Genomic DNA, 20,865 nt, shown 5'->3' with positions numbered 1-20,865 from the left:
GCGCCTACCGCATCAGCCGGTCGAATCGGTCGGCGATGTCCTGTTCGTTCGCCGCATGGTTGTCGGCGGCCTCTTCCAGGCCGGTCCCGAATCCTTCGAAAGCCTCCACCACCGAGACGAAGCAGCTGTCCGCGATGTCGTGCGCGGCCTGGTACGAGGCGCCGATCAGCCCGCCCACGACATCGTCACCGAAGATGTCGCCCAACGACTGCACCCGCGAGGTGAATCGGAACCACTCTTCATCCAGGCGCTGCGCAGCCTGGCTCAGCTGCTGACCCGCGCGCCGTAGCCCGTCAGTGTCGACCTGGATGCCGGCGCTCACCGCTTCTCTCCGGCCTGCCGGATCTGGGCCAGCGCCTCGTTCATCGCCGTGCCGAAGGCGGTCATCTGCCGCAGCGAGGCGTCCTGCACCTCGCGCAGCTGTCGGGCCAACGTGTCGGGATCCACCGTGGTCGGATTGTTCGGGGACCCCTGCTGCCGGGTTGCGGCCAGTGCGGCGTTGACCGCCACCACGATGTGTGCGCTGAGATCCTCGCCGGGCAGCCGCAGCATCCGCGGATCGAGCCGCAGCGAGTCCAGCCGGCCGTCGCGCATGACCGCCCGCACCTGCCCCGCGGCCGCCTCTCCCACGGTTTCCGGGCTCTCGGTCACCGGCGAAGTCGTCGGACCGGCGCGCAGCCCGTCCAGGGTCTGCCGCATCTGCGCGAGCAACTGGTCGATCTGCGTGTTGCCGAAATCTGCCATGTGCGGCGTCCCGAGGATGCGCCTCCGAGCGGACGGCAGCCTAGCAAGAGAGCGTGGCGGCGGTGGCCGGTGACCGCGGAACTGCGTCGCGTCCGGGACGGCGCGCCGTTAGTGTCGCGGCGTGACCGGGAGCTTGTTGGTGATCGTGGGGCCGCCGGCGGTCGGGAAGATGACCGTGGGGGAGCAGATCGCGGCCCGGACCGGGCTGCGGGTGTTCCACAACCACATGGCGATCGAGCCGGTGCTGCCGTTCTTCACGTTCGGCAGTCCGGCGTTCGGGCGGCTGGTCGACGGGTTCCGGCGCAACCTCATCGAGGAGGTCGCGGCCAGCGACCTGCCCGGGATGATCCTCACCTTCGTGTGGGCGTTCGACCGGCCGGAGGATCACGAGGCGGTGCGTGGCTACATCGAGCCGTTCCGCCGGCGTGGCGGCCGGATCCTGTTCGTCGAGTTGCAGGCCACGCAGGAGGAGCGGCTGCGACGCAACACCGAGCCGTCGCGTCTGCTGGCCAAGCCGTCCAAGCGGGACCTGGAGTGGTCGCGGCGGAACCTGCTGGAGATGGACGAGCAGTACCGGCTCACCTCCGACGGCGCGTTCGACGGCCGCGACGATTACCTGTGCGTCGACAATACGCGTCTCTCACCGGCCGAGGCGGCCCGCCTGATCATCGGCCACTTCGCCATCCCGGAGCGGTCTTCCCGCGACGCGCGGTGAGCCGGCGCCGGTCGCGCTCGGGAGCACGGGTTGCCACGTTCGCCCTGGTCGCGCAGCTCGCCCCGGCCAGCCAGACGGGCTCGGTGACCGGCGTGGTGGGCGCGGGCCGGCGGCCACCGGCGCCGTGGACGGCGCACGTGACCGGCCGGACCCGCGGCGTGGTGGCCCGGCGCGGGGGGTGCCGGGCCACCACGCCGGCTGTCAGGCGGGCAGACCGCCGACCTGCGTGTTCACCCAGTCGCGGATGGACGGCAGGTCACCGTAGATGGACGGCGCGGTGGCGCAGGTGGAGCTGCTGTTGCCGGCCCGGCTGGTCACGCCGATCAGTGCCCAGCGGCCGCTGACCGACCGCACCTGCGGGCCGCCCGAGTCGCCGTAGCAGGCGCCGGCGACGCCGCCGGTGTTGTTGGTGCAGATCTCGTACGCGGCGTCGATGCCGGCGCAGCGGCTGTCCGCCACGATCGACGTGTCGAGCTGGTGCGCGACGGTCGGCGCGGAGCCGCAGCCGCGCGGCGCACAGGTCTGGCCCCACCCGATGATGCGGGTGGCGGTGCCGACCGCGCCGGAGGCCGTCGGGATCGGCGCCGGGGCGTAGCTGACCGACGAGGCCAGCTCGAAGAGCTTCACGTCGATGCGGGGGTGACTGACCGCGCGCCGGACCGGGACGACGGTTCCGCCGCTGCTGCGGTTGATGCTGCCGACCCGTACCGAGGTGGGGGTCGGACAGTGCTTGGCGGTGACCACCCAGTTCGCCTTGATCAGCGAGCCGGTGCAGCCGGAGGTGTACACCATGAACGGGTAGTTCTCGGTGGCCGGCTGGCCGCCGACGACCATGGTGCCCACGCCGGGGTCGGGGTCCGGCGGCGGCGCGGCGGTCGCGGCGGCCGGGGAGAGCAGGCCTGCGGCGAGCACGCTGGCCGCGGTGAGCAGGGTGCGGGGGAGGAGACGCATGAGGGATCGTCCTGTCTGGCCGGTGGGGATGACGGCGGGCCGACGGCCCGGCCACACCGTAACCGACAATCGATGAGCCTCGATACATTCCAGTTGTGGCCTATCGGCGCGTGATGGCGCCCCCGACCGGCCGGATCCGTGGGTGCTCGCTGCGGCGTCCTGCCCGGGTGGTGTCCTCGCCGCGGCAAGGCGGCGGTGGCCCGCGATGGCGTGCTAGCGAAGCCGCAGCCCGGTGCGGAGCTGGTGGAACGCCCGGTCGGCGGCCGCCGCCGCGTCCGGGTGCAGCGCCTCGGCGGATTCCCCGGCGGACAGGCGGCGCCAGTTCTCCCGCGCGAGGACCCGCTGCACGGCCAGGATCTGGGCGGCGGCCAGCCGGGCGGTGAGCGGGTCGGGCGCGTCGGCGGTGAGCGCCTCGGCCAGGCTCTCCTCGTCGCGGGCCTGATAGTCGTGGACCCGGGCGGCCAGGCTGGGCGTGGCGAAGACCAGGTCATGGTAGGCCAGTACGTCCGGGTCGTCGTTGAGACCGGTCACCGGGTCCCGGCGGGCCAGGCCGTCCCGGAAGTGCCGGTGCAGGGCGTCCACCGCGGGCTGCCCGCCGGGCCGGCCGGCCACGACGCGGGCCGGCTCCCCGGCATGATCGGCGATCCGGTGCAGGACCAGATCCTCCTTGGACGGGAAGTAGCGGAACAGGGTCGGTTTGGAGATCTCCGCGGCGGCGGCGATGTCGTTGACCGAGACCCGGTCGTACCCGTGCGCAAGGAACATGCCGATCGCGATCGTCGAGATCGCGTCGAACGTGCGCTGCTTCTTCAGCTCGCGCAGGCCCCGTCCACTCACCCCGTGACCGTACCACCCGGTCAAAATTGTAACCGAGTAACGTTTTTCACTAGGTTGCTCTACGGGGCGATCACGACGTACTCGACGAGGGGTGGACATGTCATCGGTCAGCGATGTCGCACGGGAACTGGCCGCCGAACAGGCGTACCTGGCCCGGGTGCGGGCCGCACGGGCCTGGATGAGCGACCACGCCCGGATCCGGGTGGCGACCGGTGAGCAGGTCGCGGGCGACCGGTACACCGCGGAGACACTGGGACGGATGCTGAAGAGCCACGCCCAGGAGCTGGCCGGGGAGCCGGACGGCGCGCCCTACTTCGGGCGGCTGCGGTTCGACGGCACCGGCGCGGCCGGCGAGCACCGCGACCAGCAGTACTACATCGGTCGGCGGCGGATCGCCGAGGAGCAGGGGCCACCGCTGGTGATCGACTGGCGGGCGCCGGTGTCGTCGCTGTTCTACCGGGCCGGCGCCGCCGACCGGCACGGGGTCGCGGTGCGGCGGCGGTACGGGTGGACCCACCGGCCACCGGCGCGGCTGACCGGATTCGAGGACGAGCGGCTGGACCTGGGCGAGGCGCTGGGCGCCACCAGCCGGCTGCTCGCCGAGGAGATCGAACGGCCCCGGGTGGGCCCGATGCGGGACATCGTCGCGACCATCCAGCCGGAACAGGACGAGCTGGTCCGGGCCGATCTCGATCAGTCGCTGTGCGTGCAGGGCGGGCCGGGAACCGGGAAGACCGCGGTCGGGCTGCACCGCGCGGCGTACCTGCTCTACGCGTACCGGCGGCAGCTGCGGCGCACCGGGGTGCTGGTGGTCGGGCCGAACCCGGCGTTCCTGCGGTACATCTCCGCGGTGCTGCCCGCGCTGGGCGAGGGCGACGTGCGGCAGCGCACCCTCGACGAGGTGCTCGGCGACCGCCCGGCGCGGGCCATCGACACCCCGGCGGCCGCCCTGGTCAAGCACGATGCCCGGATGGCCGAGGTGATCCGGCGCGCGCTGGGCGCCCTGATCCGCGAGCCGGCCGAGGACCTCGTCGTGCCGGACGGGTCGTACCGGCTGCGGGCCGGGGCCGGCGAGCTGGCCCGGGAGCTCGCGCTGGCCCGGGCCGGCGACCTGCCGTACGGCGTGGGCCGGGAACGGTTCCGCGCCCGGATCGTGGCGCTGCTGCAGCGCCGGCTGGAACAGCACGGCGAGTCACCGAACCGCCGGTGGCTGGACCGCACCGGCCGATCCGGCCCGGTGCTGGCCGTGCTGGACGCCTGCTGGCCGAAGGTGCGTCCCGAGCAGCTCCTGGCCCGGCTGCTCGGGGAGCCGGACACGCTGGCCGCCGCCGCCGAGGGCGTGCTGACCGGGGCGGAACAGGCGGCACTGCGCTGGCCGCGGCCGCCCCGCAGCTTCCGGAGCGCGTCCTGGTCGCCGGCCGACCTGGTGCTGCTCGACGAGATCGCCGGGGCGATCGAGCACCCCGCCGGGTTCGGGCACATCGTCGTGGACGAGGCGCAGGACCTGTCGCCGATGCAGTGCCGCGCCGTGGCCCGGCGCAGCCGGCACGGGTCGCTGACCGTGCTCGGTGACCTCGCCCAGGGCACCACCGCCTGGGCCGCCACCGGCTGGGCGGCGCAGCTGGCCCACCTGGGCAAGCCGGACGCGCCGGTCACGGCGTTGACCGCCGGGTTCCGGGTGCCGGCGGTGGTGCTGTCGTACGCGAACCGGCTCCTGCCCGAGCTGCGCGTCACCGTGCCGGTCACCCGGTCGGTGCGCCGCGACGGCGCGCTGCGCGTGCACCGGGCGCCGGACCTGGCCGCCGCGGTCACCGAGCGGGTCCGGGCCGCGCTGAGCGCGGACGGCTCGATCGCGGTGATCGCCGCCGACGAGCGGGCCGGCGCGCTCGGCGCGGCGCTGCGCGCCGTCGACGACCCGGACAGCCGGGTCACGGTGCTGCCCGCCACCCTGGTCAAGGGCCTGGAGTTCGACCACGTCGTGGTGGTGGAACCGGCCGAGATCGCCGCCGGGCCGCGCGGCCCGCACCACCTCTACGTGGTGCTCACCCGGGCCGTCGCCCGGATGGACGTGTTGCACCGCGCCCCGCTACCGGCGCCCCTGCGCGGTGGGGCGCCGCCCGGCCCGTAGCCGCTCACCGCCGCGGGTCCACGTGGAATTTCGGGCCGGGCCCCGCGTCCCGCGGGCGCTCGCCGGCCAGCACCCCGACGATCTGTTCCAGCGAGACGGTCGCGGCCACCAGCGGGCGCGGGTCCGCGTCGCCTTCCGCGTACGCCGTGATCGCCCCGGCCAGCCCCGCCGAGGCGCCCAGGATGCCGACGGCGGTGACGTCCTTGAGCACGATCTCCCGGGTGTCGACCAGGCTGGGGGCGCCGGCCAGCCCGATGTAGACCACCGTGCGTCCCGGCTCGACCAGCCGCACCGCGAGCCCGGGCAGCGCGGCCGCGTTGGTGGCGTCGACGACCGCGTCCCACGCCAGGTCGGGCAGGGTCTGCCGGGTCCACACCGGCCCGCCGGCCAGTTCCGCCGTGGGTTCGTGCTCGCCGAGCAGGTGCACCCGCGCGCCGAGGGCCCGGCCGAACATCGCCGCCAGCAGGCCGATCGTGCCGGTGCCCAGGACCAGCAGCCGCTCACCCGGGGCCACCGCGGCGGCCCGGACCGCCCGCAGCGCGTTCCCGCCCGGCTCGACCAGCGCGCCGAGTGTGGCGTCCACGGCGTCCGGCAGGGCGTGCAGGTACGCCGCCGGGAACGCCAGCCGCTCGGCCAGCGCGCCCGGCAGGCCGTCGCGGCAGCCCAGCTCGTGCCGCCGCGGGCAGACGTGGTGCCGCCCGGCCCGGCAGCGCGCGCACTCCCCGCAGCCGATCATCGTGTCCCCGGTGACCCGCCGCCCCACCCAGTCGCGGTCCACCCCCGGACCGGTGGCCAGCACCGTGCCGGCCCACTCGTGGCCGGGCCGCAGGGGATAGGAGGCCGCGCCGGTGTGCAGGTAGCTCATCTCGCCGGTGAACAACTCCACGTCGGTGCCGCACACCCCGACCCGCTCCACGTCGACGAGCACCTGGCCCGGACCGGCCTGCGGCTCCGGCACGCGCCGGACCTCGGCCTCGCCCGGCCCGGTGAGGACCAGCGCACGCATCACGGGACCCTCCGTTGTCGGCGGTTCGTGGCCCAGCGTAGAACGAGATCATGACGAGTATCGACAGCACGGCGTTCGGCGAACTGGCCGACGGCACGAAAATCGAGAAATGGACGCTGACCAACGCGGGCGGGTCCTCGGTCTCCGTCCTCACCTGGGGCGCGACGATCCAGTCCGTCCTGGTGCCGGACCGGGACGGTCGCCTGGCCAACGTGGTGCTCGGCTTCGACGACATGGCCGGCTACACCGACCCGGCCAACCCGTACTTCGGCTCGACCGTCGGGCGGTACGCCAACCGTATCGCCGGGGGCCGGTTCACGCTGGACGGGCAGACCTACGAGCTGACCCGCAACGAGAAGAGCAAGACGCTGCACGGCGGCGCGCGGGGTTTCGACAAGCGGGTCTGGTCGGCGGCGCCGGCCGGTGACGGCGTACGGATGACCCGTACCTCACCGGACGGCGAGGAAGGTTTCCCCGGCACGGTCGAGGCGTCCGTGACGTTCACCCTGGACGACCGGAACCGGCTGCGGATCGACTACCGGGCCACCACCGACCGGCCCACGGTCGTCAACCTGACCAATCACGCCTACTGGAACCTGGCCGGCGAGGGCAGCGGCACGATCGACGGCCACCTGCTGCGGATCGCCGCCGAGCGCTACACCCCGGTCGACGCCGATCTGATCCCCACCGGGGCGCTGGAGCCGGTGGCCGGCACCCCGTTCGACTTCCGCACGTTCCGGGCGATCGGCGAGCGGGTACGCGACGGCCATCCGCAACTGGCCGCCGGGCTCGGCTACGACCACAACTACGTCCTGAGCGCGTCCGAGGCGGCCGTCGTGCGGGAGCCGGGGTCCGGCCGGCAGCTGACCATCGAGACCACCGAGCCGGGCCTGCAGTTCTACTCCGGCAACTTCCTGGACGGCAGGCTGCGCGGCCCCGGTGGCCGGCGGTACCGCCAGGGCGACGCGTTCGCCCTGGAGACGCAGCACTTCCCGGACAGCCCGAACCAGCCGCACTTCCCGTCCACGGTGCTGCGCCCGGGCGAGACCTACACCTCCAGCACCACCCACGTGTTCGCCACCTTCGGGTGAGCCGGCCGGTGGCGGGCGGCCGCGGCGGCCCGCCACCGCCGTCATCGCACCGGGGCGATGCCCGTGCCGCCGGTGCGCGGGTCGCCCGCCCACAGGGCGTTCCACCAGCGGCGCCCGCCGTCGATGAACTCCTGCACCGGCAGCTCCGCGCCGCCCCGGGTCACCCGCAGAGCGTCGAACCAGACCCGCAGGTCCAGGTGGCGCGGTGGCTCGGTGTCCCCCTCCTGGAACAGCTCCAGGACATGCCGGCCCGGCGCCGGGCGGAACGCGACGTCCAGGCTGAGCCGGTCGCGCCACTCCAGCCAGTCACGCTCCGGCGGGTCGATGAACTCCCAGCCGTAGATCGGGCAGCCGCCGAAACCGCGCACCACGCCGGGCAGCTCGCCGAGCCCGAACGGCTGCACCGGGGCCGCCGGGTCGTCCCACCGGCCGTGCCGCAGCGACGCGGCGACCCGGCCGACACCGTCGAGCACCAGCTCGGTGCGGGCCTCCCGGGCGGGCGACGTGAGCACGTCGAACGCGACCGTGACCCGGTGACCGGCCGGCTCGACGGTGATCCCGACCCAGTCCGCCTCGTTCAGCGCCACACCGATCCCGCGCCGCCGCTCCTCGCTCAACTCCACCCCGACCACGCTACGACCCGGCGACCAGCGCCGCCCCGGCGATCGGACCGGCCGGGGGAGCGAAGCGCATGGCCGCCGTACGCGGCGCGCCGCCCGGCCGCCACCGCCGGGCGCCCGCGGGATCGTCGTCGTAAGGTGGCGGGATGACGTTCGGCGCGATGCCGAGGCGCCCCGGGGCTCCGGTGGGGCCCGGTCCGACCCCGGCCACCGGCCCGGTCCGGCCCGGTCCGACCCCGGCCGAGCGTTTCGCCACGGCCCGGGTGGCGCACCTGGCCACGGTCACCCCGGACGGCGCGCCGCACCTGGTGCCGATCGTGTTCGCCCTGGTCGGCGATGTGATCCACACCGCGGTCGACGGCAAGCCGAAGCGGCACCGGCGGCTGCGGCGGCTCGCCAACATCGAGCACGACCCGCGGGTCAGCGTGCTGGCCGACCACTACGACGACGGCGACTGGTCGCGGCTGTGGTGGGTGCGCGCCGACGGCCTCGCCACGATCACCGATGTGCCGGAGCCGGCGCTGATCGCGCGGTACCCGCAGTACGGCGTGCAGCCGCCGCCCGGGCCGTTCCTGCGCATCCGGGTCACCGCCTGGAGCGCCTGGAGCGCCTGACCGCGGCGCTGACCCGCCCGCCGGGCTCAGCGGGGTCCGGCAACCAGCCCGGCGGCCCACAGCAGCCCGCGCTCGGTGATCGTGCGGGTCTGCGGCACCCGCAGGTCGGCGACGCTGTGCCCGAGCGTGGAGACGAAGACCCGCCCGGCGCCGAACCGGCGGGTCCAGACCACCGGCATCACCGCGCCGGCGGTCTCCGGGGCGCCGTGGGCGCCGGTGAACGTGGTGGTGGCCAGCACGTCCAGGGTCGGGTCGAGGTGGCAGAAGTACTGTTCGGTGTGCACCGCGAAACTGTCCAGCCCGGCGGTGACCGGGTGCTCGCCGGTGATGTCGACGGTGTAGTCGACGAAGTCGCCCGGGTGGCAGACGAACCGACCACCGACCATGTACTGATACCGCGGCGCCTCGTACCCGGTGGCCACGATCCCGCCGTGCCACCCGGCGAACCCGGCGCCGGCGCGGACCCGCTCGACCAGGCCGGCCTCCTGCTCCTCGGTGAACCGGGCCCCGGTCCAGCACTGGACGATCAGGTCCGGCTCGTCCGGTCCGGTGTAGACGTCGAGGGAGTCGGCGACCCGCACGGTGAACCCGTGCTCCCGCAGGAACGGCCGGAACAGCTCGGTGCAGGCGACGGGCTCGTGCCCGTCCCACCCGCCACGGACGATCAGCGCACGCATCCGCTCAGCTTACGGCGGACAGGAGCGCGGCATCGATGTCGCCGGCCGGCAGCGGGCGGGCGAAGTGGTAGCCCTGGGCGAAGCGGTAGCCCAGCACGTGCAGGCGGTCCGCCTGGTCCCGGGTCTCCACGCCCTCGGCCACCGCGCGCAGCCCGAGCGTCGCCGCGATGCCGCTGAGCGACACCGCGATCGCCTCCTGCTCCGGGCTGCCGTTGAGCTCGTCGATGAACGACTTGTCCACCTTGAGCGTGGTGACCGGGCAGGTCCGCAGCAGGGTGAGCGAGGAGTGGCCGGTGCCGAAGTCGTCCAGGGCGATGCCCACGCCCAGGGCGCGCAGCGCGCGCACGGTGTGCAGGGCCGGGCCGCCGGCGAACACCGCGGTCTCGGTGATCTCCAGCGTCACCCGGCCCGGCTCCAGCCCGTGGCGGCGCAGGACCGAGCCGACCAGGCCGGGCAGCTCCGGGTCGAGCAGCTGGCGGGCCGAGACGTTGACGCTGATCCGCGGCGCCGCCGTGCCATGCCGGCGCTGCCAGGCGGCGGCGTCGGCGCAGGCGGTGTCCAGGATCCAGGCGCCCAGGTCGACGATCATGCCGGTCTGTTCGGCCACCGGGATGAACTCGGCCGGGGAGACCGGCGCCCCGCCGTCCGGATGCCACCGGACCAGCGCCTCGACCGCGTGCATACCGCCCAGCGGCAGCTCCACGATGGGCTGGTAGACCAGCCGGAACTCGCCCCGGGCCAGGCCCCGGCGCAGCGCCGCGGCGAGGTCCGCGTGGTGCTGGGCGGAGGCGTCCAGGCCGGCGGTGTGCCGCTGGTGGCGGTTGGCGCCGACCCGCTGGGCGGACTGCAGGGCCAGCTCGGCGCGGCGCAGCAGATCCGGTACGACCTCGTCCCGCCCGGCCGCCGACCCCACCGTGACGGTGACCAGCAGGTCGTGCCCGTCCACCGGCAGCGGCGCCTGGAAGGCCTGCAGCAGCGCCTCCGCGAGCCGGTCGCCCTCGGCCAGCGGGTGCTCGGCGCCCAGCAGCACGCCGAACTCGTCGCCGAGCAGCCGGGCGACGAGCGCGTCGCCGCCGACGGCCAGGGTGATCCGCTCGGCGGCCCGGCGCAGGATCGCGTCGCCGGTGTCGTCGCCGAGCCGGTCGTTGAGCGCGGTGAAGTCGTCCAGGTCGCAGACCGTGACCGTGGTCGCGGCCCGCCGCCCGTGCAGGGCGTCGGTGAAGTGCCGGCGGTTCGGCAGCCCGGTCAGGTCGTCGTGCCGGGCCTGGACGGCGAGCCGGTCGGCCAGCCGGCTGTTGTCGCTGAGCGCGGCGTGCTGGCGGATGAGGACCAGCACGATCAGGCACACCGCGCCGGCGGCGAGCCCGGCCGGCAGGTAGCCGGTGCGCACCGTGACGCCGAGCAGCATGGTGGCGGTCACCGCGACCGCGACGTACGGGATCCGGCTGATGCCCCGCTGGCCGGCGGCCTCGCGCGGCTGCTCCGCGAGCACCGGACCGGCGGCGCCGGCCAGGTTCGCCCGGGTCTGCGCGTGCGCCGCCAGCGCCAGTGCGAGAGCCAGCGGCGGCATCACGACCACCGCGGCGTTCAGGTGCGGGTACCGCTGGAACGCCGGTGCCAGCAGCAGCGACAGCGGCCCGAGCAAACCGACCGGGCTGAGGATCCACAGCGCCCGGCCGTGCACCGGCCCGGTGCCGCTCATCCCCACCTTGACCACCGCGACGACCGCGGCGCACGCCGAACCGAGCATGATGATCCGCAACACGGTGGCCACCACCCCGTCCGGGACCGGCAGCGGCAGCGTCGCCATGAACTGCAGCAGCACCAGGCCGGAGGCGGCCGCGACGATGGCGATGTCCAGCCACATCGCGACCGTGGCGCGCCAGGTGCGGCGGTGCCCGGGCAGGCGCAGCAGGGCCAGCACCGCCACGCTCACCGCGGTGAAGTAGAACAGGCCGGTGAGCGGGCTCATCGCCACCACCTGACCGAGGTGGCGCAGCGTGTCGACCGCCTGGCCGGCGATGCCCAGGCACAGCAGCGCGACCGCGCCGGCCAGCCACCGCCAGAACGTCCGTCCCGCGCCCCGGCCGGTGGCCGCGGCCAGCAGGCAGGCCGCCGCCGAGGTGGCCGACGCCGCGAACGACGCCGGCCACAGCGCCCACCGCGGCACCGGCGCCAGGACACCCAGGACGCCGAGGAGCAGGGCGGCCAGCATCCATCCGCCCGTCACGGCGACGAGTAGGCCCGCCGCGCGGGTGGGCCGGGACGGAAATCGCATGAAGCCTGCGGGTCCTTTCGTGGGCGGTCCTCGGCAACCTCTATCGGCAGGCGGCGAGCACCGGCGAAGACAAGCGCCTGAGTTCCAGGTCACCTCCGGCCGGCGCCGGGGAGCGTCCCGCGCCCCGGCGGTGTTCGCGGTCGCCGGATCCGGGTAAGGCGAGCAGGATGTTCGACGACTTCACCCTGGAGCACGTGGACGTCGGCGAGGTGACCCTGCGGGTACGCCACGGCGGCGCGGGGACACCGGTGGTGCTGCTGCACGGCCACCCCCGCACCCACACCACCTGGCACGCCGTCGCGCCACGGCTGGCCACCCGGCACCACGTGGTGGCGCCCGACCTGCGCGGCTACGGCGGCTCGACGCTGCCCCCGGACGCGCCGGACCACGCCCAGTCGTCCAAGCGCGCCATGGCCCGCGACGTGGTGCGGCTGATGTCGTACCTGGGCCACGACCGGTTCGCGGTGGTCGGCCACGACCGGGGCGCCCTGGTCGCGTTCCGCGCCGCGATGGACCGCCCGGACGCGGTGTCGCACCTGGTGGTGATGGACGGCCTGCCGGTGCTGGAGCACCTGGAGCGCACCGACGCCACGTTCGCGCGGGCCTGGTGGCACTGGTGGTTCCTGGGGCAGACCGAGAAGCCGGCCGAGCCGCTGATCAACGCCGCCCCGGAGGCCTGGTACCGGATTCCCGGCCCGGACGTGCTCGGCGCGGGCAACCACGCGGATCTCTGGGCGGCGCTGCGGAACCCGGCCGTGGTGCACGGCATGTGCGAGGACTACCGCGCCGGGCTGGGCATCGACCGGTCCCACGACGCGGCGGACCGGGCCGCCGGCCGGCAGGTGCGCTGCCCGGTGCTGCTGCTCGAATCCGCCCACGACGACCTGGACCTGCAGGGTGACCCGGCCGCGATCTGGGCGCCCTGGCTGGCCCGGCCGCTGCGCCACCGCGTCGTCGACTCCGGGCACCACCAGGCGGAGCAGGCGCCCGCCGCGGTGGCCGAGGCGCTGCTGGACTTCCTGGCGCCGTGACCCGCCGCGCCTCGGGCGCGATGCCGTCGAGCATGATCATCATGCGCGATCCGTTCACGTACTGTCCGCTTTCGTCGAGCAGATTGTCCAGTCACAACGTGATCAGTTGCGCAGATTGACCGTCGACCTGAGGGTGACGGCATGAGTTCCACGATCACCCTCGCCGAGTACCTGGGCCGCCGTCTCACCCAGGCCGGCGTCGCGCATCTGTTCGGCGTTCCCGGCGACTTCAACCTCACCCTGCTCGACCACCTGGCGACCGTGCCGGGCCTACGCTGGGTGGGCTCGCCCAACGAGCTGGGCGCCGGGTACGCCGCGGACGCGTACGCCCGCGCGCGCGGCCTGTCGGCGATCGTCACGACGTACGGCGTCGGCGAACTGAGCTGCATCAACGCGATCGCCGGGAGCGCCGCCGAGGACGTGCCGGTGGTGCACGTGGTGGGCGGCCCGGCGACCGTGGCGGTGGTCGGCCGCCGGCGGCTGCACCACACCCTGGCCGACGGGGTGTTCGACCGGTTCGAGATGGCGTACGCGCAGGTCACCGTGCACCAGGAGACGGTCGTCGCGGAGCGGGCCACCGAGCAGGTGGACGCGGTGCTGCTGGCCGCGATGACGTACCGTAAGCCGGCCTATCTCAGCATTCCGCAGGACCTGGCCACGCTGCCGGTCGACCCGGCCCCGCTGGCGCGGCCGCTGACCGTCGCGGCCCCGACCGCCGCCGAACTCCAGGCGCGGCTGTCCGGGCTGTTCGCCGTCGCCGAGCGGCCGGTGCTGGTGGTCGGGCACCTGGTGGCCCGCCACGGCCTCGCCGAGCCGGTCCGGCGAGCGGCCCGGCAGGCCAACATCCCGCTGGTCACGTCACTGGCCGCGAAGGGCTGCATCGACGAGTCCGAGCCGCTGTTCCGTGGCACCTACGCGGGCACCATGGTGGACCGGGGCGCCAGCGACCTGGTCGCCGACGCCGACCTGGTCGTCGAGCTGGGGACCGTCGCCACCGACGTGCTGTCCGGATTCTTCACCCACCGTACGCCGGACGAGCAGGTCGTCCACGTCGGCGCGGCGGAGCTGGCCGGCGCGGTCCGGGTGCTGGAACGGCTGTGCGCCGGCCGCCGGTTCGCCGACCGGCCCGCGGCGCCGCGCCCGGCGTACTACGCGCCGGCCGATCCGGACGCCCCGCTGACCCAGGACGGGCTGTGGGCCACCGTCCAGGAGTGGCTGCCGCCGGGGATGGCGGTGCTGGCCGACACCGGCACGTCATTCTGGGGCGCGGCGGCGCTGCGCCTGCCGGACGATACGGTGCTGCTCGGCCAGCCGATCTGGAACTCGATCGGCTACGCCCTGCCGGCGGTTCTCGGCCAGGGGCTCGCCGACCCCGGCCGCCGTCCGATCCTGTTCATCGGCGACGGCGCCGCCCAGATGACCGTGCAGGAACTGAGCACGATCACCGCGCACGGCCTGACGCCGATCATCGTGCTGCTCAACAACCGCGGCTACACCATCGAGCGCGCGCTGCAGAGCCCGGACGCCGGGTACAACGACGTCGCCGCCTGGGACTGGAGCTATCTGGCCGCCGCGCTCACCGGTGACAAGGTGGAGTACCGCCTCGCCCGCACCGCCGCCGAGCTGCGGCACGCTCTCGACGTGGCGGGGTCCACGACGGACTCCCCGGTGCTGATCGAGGCCGAGCTCGGCGCCCGGGACACGCCGCCGCTGCTGCGCGCCCTGGCCGAGCGCAACGACAGCCTGCAGCGGTAGGACCACGCGGCCCGGCGCCGGATGTCCCCGGCGCCGGGCCCGATCTGCCGGTACGCCGGTCAGCCGGCCAGCGATCCGGTGTAGAGCAGGCGGTTCGGCGATCCGGAGCCCGCGCCGGTGACCACGCCCGTGGTGGCCGTGCCGACGACGGCCGCGTTCACCGTCGCCACCGAGGCGCCCGGGTGGGCGCTCAGGTAGAGCGCGGCCGCCCCGGCGACGTGCGGCGACGAGAACGAGGTGCCGCTGCCGGTGTACGTCGCGGTGTCGCCGGTGCGCCACGCCGAGGTGATCGACACGCCCGGGGCGAACACGTCGAGCACGGAACCGTAGTTCGACCAGGACGCCCGCGCGTCGGTGCGGTCGGTGGAGCCGACGGTGAGCGCCTCGGTGACCCGGGCCGGGGAGTTGGTGCTCGCGTTGACGCCGGAGTTGCCGGCCGCGATGGCGTACGGGATGCCGGCCGCGATCGACCGCCGGACCGCCGCGTCGAGGGTGGTGCTGGCGCCGCCGCCGAGGCTGAGGTTCGCCACCGAGCGCCCGGCCACCGCGTGCGCGGTGACCCAGTCGATGCCGGCGATCACCCCGGCCGTGGTGCCCGAACCGTTGTTGTTCAGCACCCGGACGCCGACCACACTGGCGTTCTTGGCGACGCCGTACGTGCTGCCCACCGCGACCGCCGCCACGAACGTCCCGTGCCCGTTGCCGTCCTGCGCCACGTTGTCGCCGTCCACCGCGTCGTAGCCGTAGCTGGCCCGCCCGCCGAAGTCCTGGTGGGTGGTGCGGATCCCGGTGTCGATCACGTAGACGGTCGTGCCGCTGCTCGGCCCGTACGTGTAGGTGCCGCTCAGCGGCAGCGCCCGCTGGTCGATCCGGTCCAGGCCCCACGGCGCGGAGTTCTGGGTGTCCGCGACGGTCACCGTCTGGTCGGCCTCGACGCTGGCCACCGAGGGGTCGGCGGCCAGCCGGGCGGCCTGCCGGGCGGTCAGGTGCGCGGTGTAGCCCTCGATCGCGTGGCCGAAGACCTTGGCGACCGAGCCGCCGTAGGGGGCGGCGAGCCGGCCGGCCCGGGCCTGGTCGGCCTGCACGCCGTCCTTGAAGGTGACCAGGTACGTGCCGGCGACCGCGGTCGGGCTGCCGGCGTGCAGGACGGTTCCGGTCGCCTCGGCGGCGAAGGCGGGCGCCGTCGTGACGACGGCGAGGGCGGTGCCGGCGAGCACGGCGGCGGCTCGGTGATGACGTACGGGGCTCATGGGTTCCTCCTGGTCTGCGGCGTCCCGATGGGCGCCTGCAGATGAGGCTAGGAACCAATGTTTGATTGACAGTCAACGATTCATTAGGGGCTCTTCAGGAAGCTGATGCCGACTTGCAAACGCCCGACCCTGCAACTAGTTGCATATCGGAGCGGCGTCGGCATAGCATCGGCGCACTTCGACGAGGAAGGACCCGCCATGGCCCTGCCCGCTCTGCTCGACGGCACGCTGTCGATCCCGGTGATCGCGTCCCCGATGTTCCTGTGCTCGGGACCCGACCTGGTCATCGCCCAGTGCCGGGCCGGCGTCGTCGGCTCGTTCCCCGCGCTCAACGCCCGCCCGGCCGGGCTGCTCGGCGAGTGGTTGGAGCGCATCGAGGCGGAGACCGCGGCCTGCCCCGGCGCGGCCCCGTTCGCGGTCAACCAGATCGTGCACCGCTCCAACAAGCGCCTCGAGCAGGACATGGCCGTGATCATGGAGCACCGGGTGCCGATCGTGATCACCTCGCTCGGCGCGCGGCCGGAGATCAACGACGCCGTGCACTCGTACGGCGGGATCGTCCTGCACGACGTGATCAGCAACGAGTTCGCCCGCAAGGCGATCGAGAAGGGCGCCGACGGGATCATCGCGGTCGCCGCCGGGGCCGGTGGGCACGCCGGGACGCAGTCGCCGTTCGCGCTGCTGCAGGAGATCCGCGCGTGGTTCGACGGGCCGCTCGTGCTCTCCGGGGCCATCGCGCACGGCCGCGCCGTCCTCGCGGCGCAGGCGGCGGGCGCCGATCTGGCGTACGTGGGAAGCGCCTTCCTCGCCGCGGCCGAAGCCACCGTCGCCCCCGCCTACCAGCGGATGATCGTGGAGAGCAGCGCGAAGGACATCGTCTACAGCAACCTGTTCACCGGCGTGCACGGCAATTACCTGCGCGGCAGCATCGAGGCCGCCGGGCTCGACCCGGACGATCTGCCGGTCTCCGACCCGTCCGCGATGAACTTCGGCGCCGCCACGGACACCAAGGCGTGGCGCGACATCTGGGGCGCCGGGCAGGGCATCGGCGTGATCGACGCGGTCCGCCCGGCCGCCGAGCTGATCGCCCGGCTCCGGGCCGAGTACGAGGACGCCCGCCGCGCCCTGGCGTCCGCCTGAGCCGGCGCCGGACCCGGGATCGCGGGGGCCTGAACCCCGGCTCACGACGCGCCGATGCCGCTACCGGACCTCTCCCGCGCCAGGTGCCCGGCGAGAAAATCGACCTCGCAACAGGCGAATCAACGACAGATCCATGATGGCCGATATCGTGCCCTGATACTTTCCCTTGCGAAGTGATGATGACCGCTGAGCGGGGTGACAAGAATGAATTCATGGTCGAAGCTGCGCAAGTGGGCGGCAATGACGGTCATCGCGACGATCGCTGTTCTTGTGCAGCCTCCGCAGGCGGCACAGGCGGCCGTGCGTTGGCGGATCGAGAACTACTACTACGCGGGTAGGTGTGCCGACGGCAACAGCGGGGCGGGTGGACAGGCCTACATCTGGAGTTGCGTGCGGGCCACCAACCAGTACTTCTACTTCGAGCCCATCGAGGGCTACTGGCGGATGCGGAACGTGAAGACGGGGCTCTGCCTGGGAAGCAACGGCACCGCGGGATTTTCGCCGATCTACAACCTGCCGTGTGACGGCAACTGGGCCACCCATTGGGCCATGCATCTGATGACGAGCAGCGGCGGCCGCGACTACTACACGATCCAACCACGTTATCTGCCCGCGTTCACCAACTGCTTCACCCCGAGCGGCGGCACCAACGGCGTCGGATTGTTCATGGACACCTGCGTGTCCGAACCGGATTACTGGACGTGGTATCAGGTGTGAATCGCCGGGTCCGCGGTACGGCGAGCACAACCGGCGCGCACCGCCGCGGCGTACGCGCGCACCGGGCACCACATCGCCGAGACGTCACCGCCCTTGTCACCCGGGTCGATCAACCTTCGCCCCGCGGGACGGCACGGCACCGATCCCCGCCGACCCGGCCGGGCGGCTGCACGCCCGCCGGTTCCGTCGCACGCTGGCGTACTTCATCGGGCGCCGCCCGCGGCCTGGTCGCCGCAGCGCTGCAGTACGGCCCTCTGGCCACCGAAGTGACCCCGCCGTACGCCGGCGAAGCGAACACCGGCGCGATCAACGACCCGGCCGTCGAGCGGCTGCTCACCCGCGCCGACCACGACGTCCATCACGGCCGGGGCGCGACCTGCGTCCGGTACCGGAGCGCGCTTGCCGCAAAGCGGCCCTCGCCGCCGGGCTGCCGGGCTTCGACGGGCCCGACCATGCCCGGTGCCGCCGGGAAACGGCGACCTCCTCTTCCGGCACGTCGAACGGGGCACGGCCCCTGACAGCCGGCCCGTCATCGCTGAAGGAGGAAGGACCACGCTGACGGGAACGGGGTTGGTGACGGGTCTGGTGAGCCATCGCCGCATCTGCAAGGCACACCCGCGCTGTTCTGCCGGTGGGAGAACACCGGCCCGGCCGGGCTCGACGATCACTACAGTCCGGTCTCATGACGGCGATTAGCAGGCGCACGGTCGAGTACCCGGCCGACGGCCTGACGATGATCGGGCACCTCGCGATCCCGGCCGGCGTCGACCGCCGGCCCGCGGTGCTGCTCGGACCGGAGGGCCCGGGGCTTGGCAGCGTCGAGCGCCGCCGGGCCGATGCTCTCGCCGAACTGGGATACGTAGCGCTGGCCTTCGACATCCACGGCGGGCGCTATCTGGGCGACCCCGACGAGATGCTGGCCCGTTGCCTGCCGCTGCTCGCCGACCCCGACCGGATGCGGGGCATCGGCCACGCGGCGCTCGACGTGTTGCGTGCCGAACCGCGGACCGACCCCGACCGGATCGCCGCCGTCGGCTACGGCACCGGAGGCGCCATCGGGCTGGAACTCGGGCGCGACGGCGTCGACCTGCGCGCGATCGGGACAGTCAACGCACTGACCACGGGCCGACCGGGCGAGGCGGCGCGCATCCGCTGCCCGGTGTGGGCCGGGGTCGGGTCGGAAGACCCGATCATGCCGCCCGCGCAACGGGAGGCGTTCACCGCCGAGATGCAGGCCGCGGGCGTCGACTGGCGCCTCGTTGTCTACGGCGGCGCCTTGCACGCCTTCCATCACCCGCCGGTCGACCAGCCCGTGCTCCCGGGCGTCGGCTACCACCCACGGCACGCGCAGCGGGCCTGGCGCGACGTCGTCGGCCTTCTCGCCGAGTGCCTGCCCGTGACGCAGTGATCTGGTCAGCCACCGTAATTCCAGCCCGCCGACCAGGCCGAACCGTTACCGGCCGGCTGCGGAAACAGGTTGCGAGACAGCCACTGACCTTGCCGTCCAACCTCCCGCTCCACCCCGACGTTGCCGTAGACGAGGGCGCCGCGTCATCAAGGATGACTGCGGTGTGTGCCGGCCTGGGCGCTGGCAGCGACGGGACCAGCGCGCGTTCTCTGCGGCGGAAGAGGATATTCCACGCAAGCCGACATATCACTCTAATCTGCGATTCGCATGACTCCCCCCAATTAGGCGGAGTCGCGAGGCGCGGAATCGGGACTGAGCGGGTGACGCCAGGTTTCGCGGTTGCCACCAAGCTATAGCATTTGTTTCCATGGATCATGCTGGCCCGCTGTCTCCGCTGAACGAATCGACCGAGGCTCAGCTCGATAGGTGCATGGAACATGCGCGAACCTATGAAGCATTCATGGCAGGATTCGTGCAGGATCTGCTTGGCGCACCGTCGGCCGGGGATAGGCGGCACGACGCGTCCGAGACGCTGCACTCGGACCCGCCTATTGTGTACAACGACGAGATCGCTGCCGAGATATCTGTAGCCAGAACATCACCGGATCGCCCGCAAGACATGGTGCGTGTCAAGGCTCGAGGATCTGCGGTCGATCTTATTACCTATGGCCAATGGCTTGCGAACATTCTTGCGTCAGGCGTGTTGGGAAACGCGGCCTGGGACGCGATCAAGGCCGCTGCGATCTCCTACAGGAGACGCCAAATCGCCGGCGCGCCGCCTGAGCCGCTGAGCCTCGACGAGGCGCGCGTCGTCGCATACTATGCGGCCCATCTGAACTCGACGCTGCATGCCTGCGGCGCGAAGTTGTCCGAACCAGTCGTCGAACTTCGCAGCTCCATCACGGAACATCGATGGGAGTTCGTCTTCGAGCGCTGGGGTCGTTGGTGGTATATCGGAGTCCCGCACCGAGACCCGACGATGGCAGCGATAACCGCTTTGGAGATGTTCCCGGATACCGCCGAGCGTGTTCCGAATCGCCATATATCGCCAACCCGGACGACGTACTTGGGCCGTTTACTGCGCAAGTTGTTGCCTTGAACTGAGCCGATGAGTGGATGGCGTGGAGATCAGCATGCTCAAGCCGTCGGTGATGTGGCCGACGTTCCGCAGTCTTGCTGTGACAGTGGTTTCTATGTCTTGCGCGGGAACCCGTACGCCGGAACGATGGCCACATGAACATGATCCGAAAGGCTCGTGCCGCGTAAGCGTCCCAACCAGCTCAGGAAGCTGGTGGATCCCCCGCTCGCCACCTCTCGTCCGCCCGCGAGGATTCCGGGCCTGTCGGAGGCGGCAACACGTCGGCTTGCTACCGCTGAACAGTCTCAGGGCTGGTGTCCTGGTCGTAGCGCCGAACTCCTTGAGGCGTGGAGTCGCGTCACTCGCGAGCCTGGGTACCCCTTGTGTCTTCCGGTGCCAGTCTGTTCCTGTCCGTACTGCGATCCCATCGGCGCGCGGTGGCTACTAGCGGAACTCATGGCAGACCTTCCCCGCCGCGAGAGGGCATTGTTGCGAACGCCCCTCGCCCGGATCGACCGCTGGTATGCCGCTCGGACTCTGCCCGACCCCCACAGCACCTCGGACTATTGGTTCGAACGGCGGCTGATGGAACAGGAGGGTGGGGGACGACTCAACAGGTAAGCATCCTCTTCTGCCGCGAATCGGGCGGCGTCCTGGACCACCGATTACTCATCGTGAGCGGTGGACGTAGGGTGCCGGGCTCACCGGCGTGCGGCGTCCCGACCGCCCGGCGTCCCCGAACCTCTGCACAGCTGGTGTACCCGCCTCTGTACTGGAACCCGTACGCCGACAGCTGGTGGCCTGAGCGCCATGACGCCGCCGGCT

Annotated in this window: 19 protein-coding genes; 10 read left to right on the top strand and 9 right to left on the bottom strand. The window is 72.9% G+C overall.

Going from position 1 to position 20,865, the window contains the following annotated elements; genetic code table 11:
- Positions 1-4: 4 nt before the first annotated feature.
- Both ACTEI_RS20455 and ACTEI_RS20450 read right to left on the bottom strand, forming a co-directional pair.
- Entirely contained in the window at positions 5-322 is a 318-nt protein-coding gene (locus ACTEI_RS20455; protein ID WP_122979117.1) for a WXG100 family type VII secretion target, read from the bottom strand.
- Complete coding sequence (locus ACTEI_RS20450) at positions 319-744, bottom strand: YbaB/EbfC family DNA-binding protein (RefSeq protein ID WP_122979116.1); 426 nt, start codon at positions 742-744, stop codon at positions 319-321. The genes ACTEI_RS20455 and ACTEI_RS20450 overlap by 4 nt, the downstream gene beginning before the upstream one ends.
- 121 nt (positions 745-865) lie before the next feature.
- Between ACTEI_RS20450 and ACTEI_RS20445 the strand changes: the two genes are divergently transcribed.
- Entirely contained in the window at positions 866-1,459 is a 594-nt protein-coding gene (locus tag ACTEI_RS20445; RefSeq protein ID WP_203723690.1) for a DEAD/DEAH box helicase family protein, read from the top strand.
- A gap of 201 nt (positions 1,460-1,660) precedes the next feature.
- Here ACTEI_RS20445 and ACTEI_RS20440 read toward each other — a convergent pair whose 3' ends face one another.
- A complete protein-coding gene (locus tag ACTEI_RS20440; protein WP_122979115.1) occupies positions 1,661-2,410 on the bottom strand; it encodes a S1 family peptidase in 750 nt (249 codons plus the stop codon).
- Positions 2,411-2,623: 213 nt separating this feature from the next.
- On the bottom strand, positions 2,624-3,247 hold the full coding sequence (locus tag ACTEI_RS20435) for a TetR/AcrR family transcriptional regulator (RefSeq protein WP_239082447.1): 624 nt from the start codon (positions 3,245-3,247) through the stop codon (positions 2,624-2,626).
- Positions 3,248-3,344: 97 nt separating this feature from the next.
- Here ACTEI_RS20435 and ACTEI_RS20430 point away from each other — a divergent pair, with 97 nt between their 5' ends.
- On the top strand, positions 3,345-5,375 hold the full coding sequence (locus tag ACTEI_RS20430) for a HelD family protein (RefSeq protein WP_122979113.1): 2,031 nt from the start codon (positions 3,345-3,347) through the stop codon (positions 5,373-5,375).
- A gap of 4 nt (positions 5,376-5,379) precedes the next feature.
- Here the strand turns inward: ACTEI_RS20430 and ACTEI_RS20425 are convergent, their stop codons facing one another.
- On the bottom strand, positions 5,380-6,381 hold the full coding sequence (locus tag ACTEI_RS20425; protein WP_122979112.1) for a zinc-dependent alcohol dehydrogenase: 1,002 nt from the start codon (positions 6,379-6,381) through the stop codon (positions 5,380-5,382).
- Positions 6,382-6,431: 50 nt separating this feature from the next.
- On the opposite strand from ACTEI_RS20425, the gene ACTEI_RS20420 reads away from it, so the two are divergent.
- Complete coding sequence (locus ACTEI_RS20420) at positions 6,432-7,472, top strand: aldose epimerase family protein (RefSeq protein ID WP_122979111.1); 1,041 nt, start codon at positions 6,432-6,434, stop codon at positions 7,470-7,472.
- A gap of 41 nt (positions 7,473-7,513) precedes the next feature.
- On the opposite strand, the gene ACTEI_RS20415 is transcribed toward ACTEI_RS20420, so the two are convergent.
- Positions 7,514-8,095: a hypothetical protein gene (locus ACTEI_RS20415; protein ID WP_145831006.1), complete on the bottom strand. Its 582-nt coding sequence runs from the start codon at positions 8,093-8,095 to the stop codon at positions 7,514-7,516.
- A gap of 143 nt (positions 8,096-8,238) precedes the next feature.
- Between ACTEI_RS20415 and ACTEI_RS20405 the strand changes: the two genes are divergently transcribed.
- Positions 8,239-8,706, top strand: coding sequence for a TIGR03668 family PPOX class F420-dependent oxidoreductase (locus ACTEI_RS20405; protein ID WP_239082448.1), 468 nt, complete (start codon positions 8,239-8,241; stop codon positions 8,704-8,706).
- A gap of 26 nt (positions 8,707-8,732) precedes the next feature.
- On the opposite strand, the gene ACTEI_RS20400 is transcribed toward ACTEI_RS20405, so the two are convergent.
- Both ACTEI_RS20400 and ACTEI_RS20395 read right to left on the bottom strand, forming a co-directional pair.
- On the bottom strand, positions 8,733-9,383 hold the full coding sequence (locus ACTEI_RS20400) for a ThuA domain-containing protein (protein ID WP_122979107.1): 651 nt from the start codon (positions 9,381-9,383) through the stop codon (positions 8,733-8,735).
- Positions 9,384-9,387: 4 nt separating this feature from the next.
- Positions 9,388-11,613, bottom strand: a complete 2,226-nt coding sequence (locus ACTEI_RS20395) for a putative bifunctional diguanylate cyclase/phosphodiesterase (protein ID WP_239082449.1) — start codon at positions 11,611-11,613, stop codon at positions 9,388-9,390.
- Positions 11,614-11,828: 215 nt separating this feature from the next.
- Here ACTEI_RS20395 and ACTEI_RS20390 point away from each other — a divergent pair, with 215 nt between their 5' ends.
- Positions 11,829-12,692, top strand: a complete 864-nt coding sequence (locus ACTEI_RS20390; protein ID WP_122979105.1) for an alpha/beta fold hydrolase — start codon at positions 11,829-11,831, stop codon at positions 12,690-12,692.
- A gap of 141 nt (positions 12,693-12,833) precedes the next feature.
- Positions 12,834-14,447 carry an alpha-keto acid decarboxylase family protein gene (locus ACTEI_RS20385; RefSeq protein ID WP_122979104.1) on the top strand — a complete coding sequence of 538 codons (1,614 nt, stop codon included), beginning with the start codon at positions 12,834-12,836 and terminating at the stop codon, positions 14,445-14,447.
- Positions 14,448-14,506: 59 nt separating this feature from the next.
- Here ACTEI_RS20385 and ACTEI_RS20380 read toward each other — a convergent pair whose 3' ends face one another.
- The gene (locus tag ACTEI_RS20380; protein ID WP_122979103.1) at positions 14,507-15,697 is read right to left on the bottom strand and encodes a S8 family peptidase; all 1,191 of its coding nucleotides are present in this window, start codon (positions 15,695-15,697) and stop codon (positions 14,507-14,509) included.
- Positions 15,698-15,895: 198 nt separating this feature from the next.
- Between ACTEI_RS20380 and ACTEI_RS20375 the strand changes: the two genes are divergently transcribed.
- From ACTEI_RS20375 to ACTEI_RS37190, 4 genes are all read left to right on the top strand, one after another.
- Positions 15,896-16,837: an NAD(P)H-dependent flavin oxidoreductase gene (locus tag ACTEI_RS20375; protein WP_122979102.1), complete on the top strand. Its 942-nt coding sequence runs from the start codon at positions 15,896-15,898 to the stop codon at positions 16,835-16,837.
- Positions 16,838-17,041: 204 nt separating this feature from the next.
- Positions 17,042-17,554: an RICIN domain-containing protein gene (locus ACTEI_RS20370; RefSeq protein WP_122979101.1), complete on the top strand. Its 513-nt coding sequence runs from the start codon at positions 17,042-17,044 to the stop codon at positions 17,552-17,554.
- A 682-nt stretch (positions 17,555-18,236) separates the two neighbouring features.
- Positions 18,237-18,962 (top strand): dienelactone hydrolase family protein, encoded by a 726-nt coding sequence (locus tag ACTEI_RS20365; RefSeq protein ID WP_122979100.1) that lies wholly within the window; start codon positions 18,237-18,239, stop codon positions 18,960-18,962.
- A gap of 367 nt (positions 18,963-19,329) precedes the next feature.
- A complete protein-coding gene (locus ACTEI_RS37190) occupies positions 19,330-20,061 on the top strand; it encodes a hypothetical protein (RefSeq protein WP_145831007.1) in 732 nt (243 codons plus the stop codon).
- The last annotated feature ends 804 nt before the right edge of the window (positions 20,062-20,865 follow it).

It is taken from the genome of Actinoplanes teichomyceticus ATCC 31121, assembly GCF_003711105.1.
Classification (GTDB): Bacteria; Actinomycetota; Actinomycetes; order Mycobacteriales; family Micromonosporaceae; genus Actinoplanes; species Actinoplanes teichomyceticus.
The sequence above is the reverse complement of the archived record's forward strand: the minus strand, read 5'-3'. Positions and strand labels throughout refer to the sequence as shown.

What these genes read in the sequence shown, in the direction of transcription:
- ACTEI_RS20450 (WP_122979116.1), bottom strand. Translation starts at nt 744, where the DNA reads ATGGCAGATTTCGGCAACACGCAGATCGACCAGTTGCTCGCGCAGATG.
- ACTEI_RS20440 (WP_122979115.1), bottom strand. Translation starts at nt 2,410, where the DNA reads ATGCGTCTCCTCCCCCGCACCCTGCTCACCGCGGCCAGCGTGCTCGCC.
- ACTEI_RS20430 (WP_122979113.1), top strand. Translation starts at nt 3,345, where the DNA reads ATGTCATCGGTCAGCGATGTCGCACGGGAACTGGCCGCCGAACAGGCG.
- ACTEI_RS20425 (WP_122979112.1), bottom strand. Translation starts at nt 6,381, where the DNA reads ATGCGTGCGCTGGTCCTCACCGGGCCGGGCGAGGCCGAGGTCCGGCGC.
- ACTEI_RS20420 (WP_122979111.1), top strand. Translation starts at nt 6,432, where the DNA reads ATGACGAGTATCGACAGCACGGCGTTCGGCGAACTGGCCGACGGCACG.
- ACTEI_RS20405 (WP_239082448.1), top strand. Translation starts at nt 8,239, where the DNA reads ATGACGTTCGGCGCGATGCCGAGGCGCCCCGGGGCTCCGGTGGGGCCC.
- ACTEI_RS20400 (WP_122979107.1), bottom strand. Translation starts at nt 9,383, where the DNA reads ATGCGTGCGCTGATCGTCCGTGGCGGGTGGGACGGGCACGAGCCCGTC.
- ACTEI_RS20390 (WP_122979105.1), top strand. Translation starts at nt 11,829, where the DNA reads ATGTTCGACGACTTCACCCTGGAGCACGTGGACGTCGGCGAGGTGACC.
- ACTEI_RS20385 (WP_122979104.1), top strand. Translation starts at nt 12,834, where the DNA reads ATGAGTTCCACGATCACCCTCGCCGAGTACCTGGGCCGCCGTCTCACC.
- ACTEI_RS20380 (WP_122979103.1), bottom strand. Translation starts at nt 15,697, where the DNA reads ATGAGCCCCGTACGTCATCACCGAGCCGCCGCCGTGCTCGCCGGCACC.
- ACTEI_RS20375 (WP_122979102.1), top strand. Translation starts at nt 15,896, where the DNA reads ATGGCCCTGCCCGCTCTGCTCGACGGCACGCTGTCGATCCCGGTGATC.
- ACTEI_RS20370 (WP_122979101.1), top strand. Translation starts at nt 17,042, where the DNA reads ATGAATTCATGGTCGAAGCTGCGCAAGTGGGCGGCAATGACGGTCATC.
- ACTEI_RS20365 (WP_122979100.1), top strand. Translation starts at nt 18,237, where the DNA reads ATGACGGCGATTAGCAGGCGCACGGTCGAGTACCCGGCCGACGGCCTG.
- ACTEI_RS37190 (WP_145831007.1), top strand. Translation starts at nt 19,330, where the DNA reads ATGGATCATGCTGGCCCGCTGTCTCCGCTGAACGAATCGACCGAGGCT.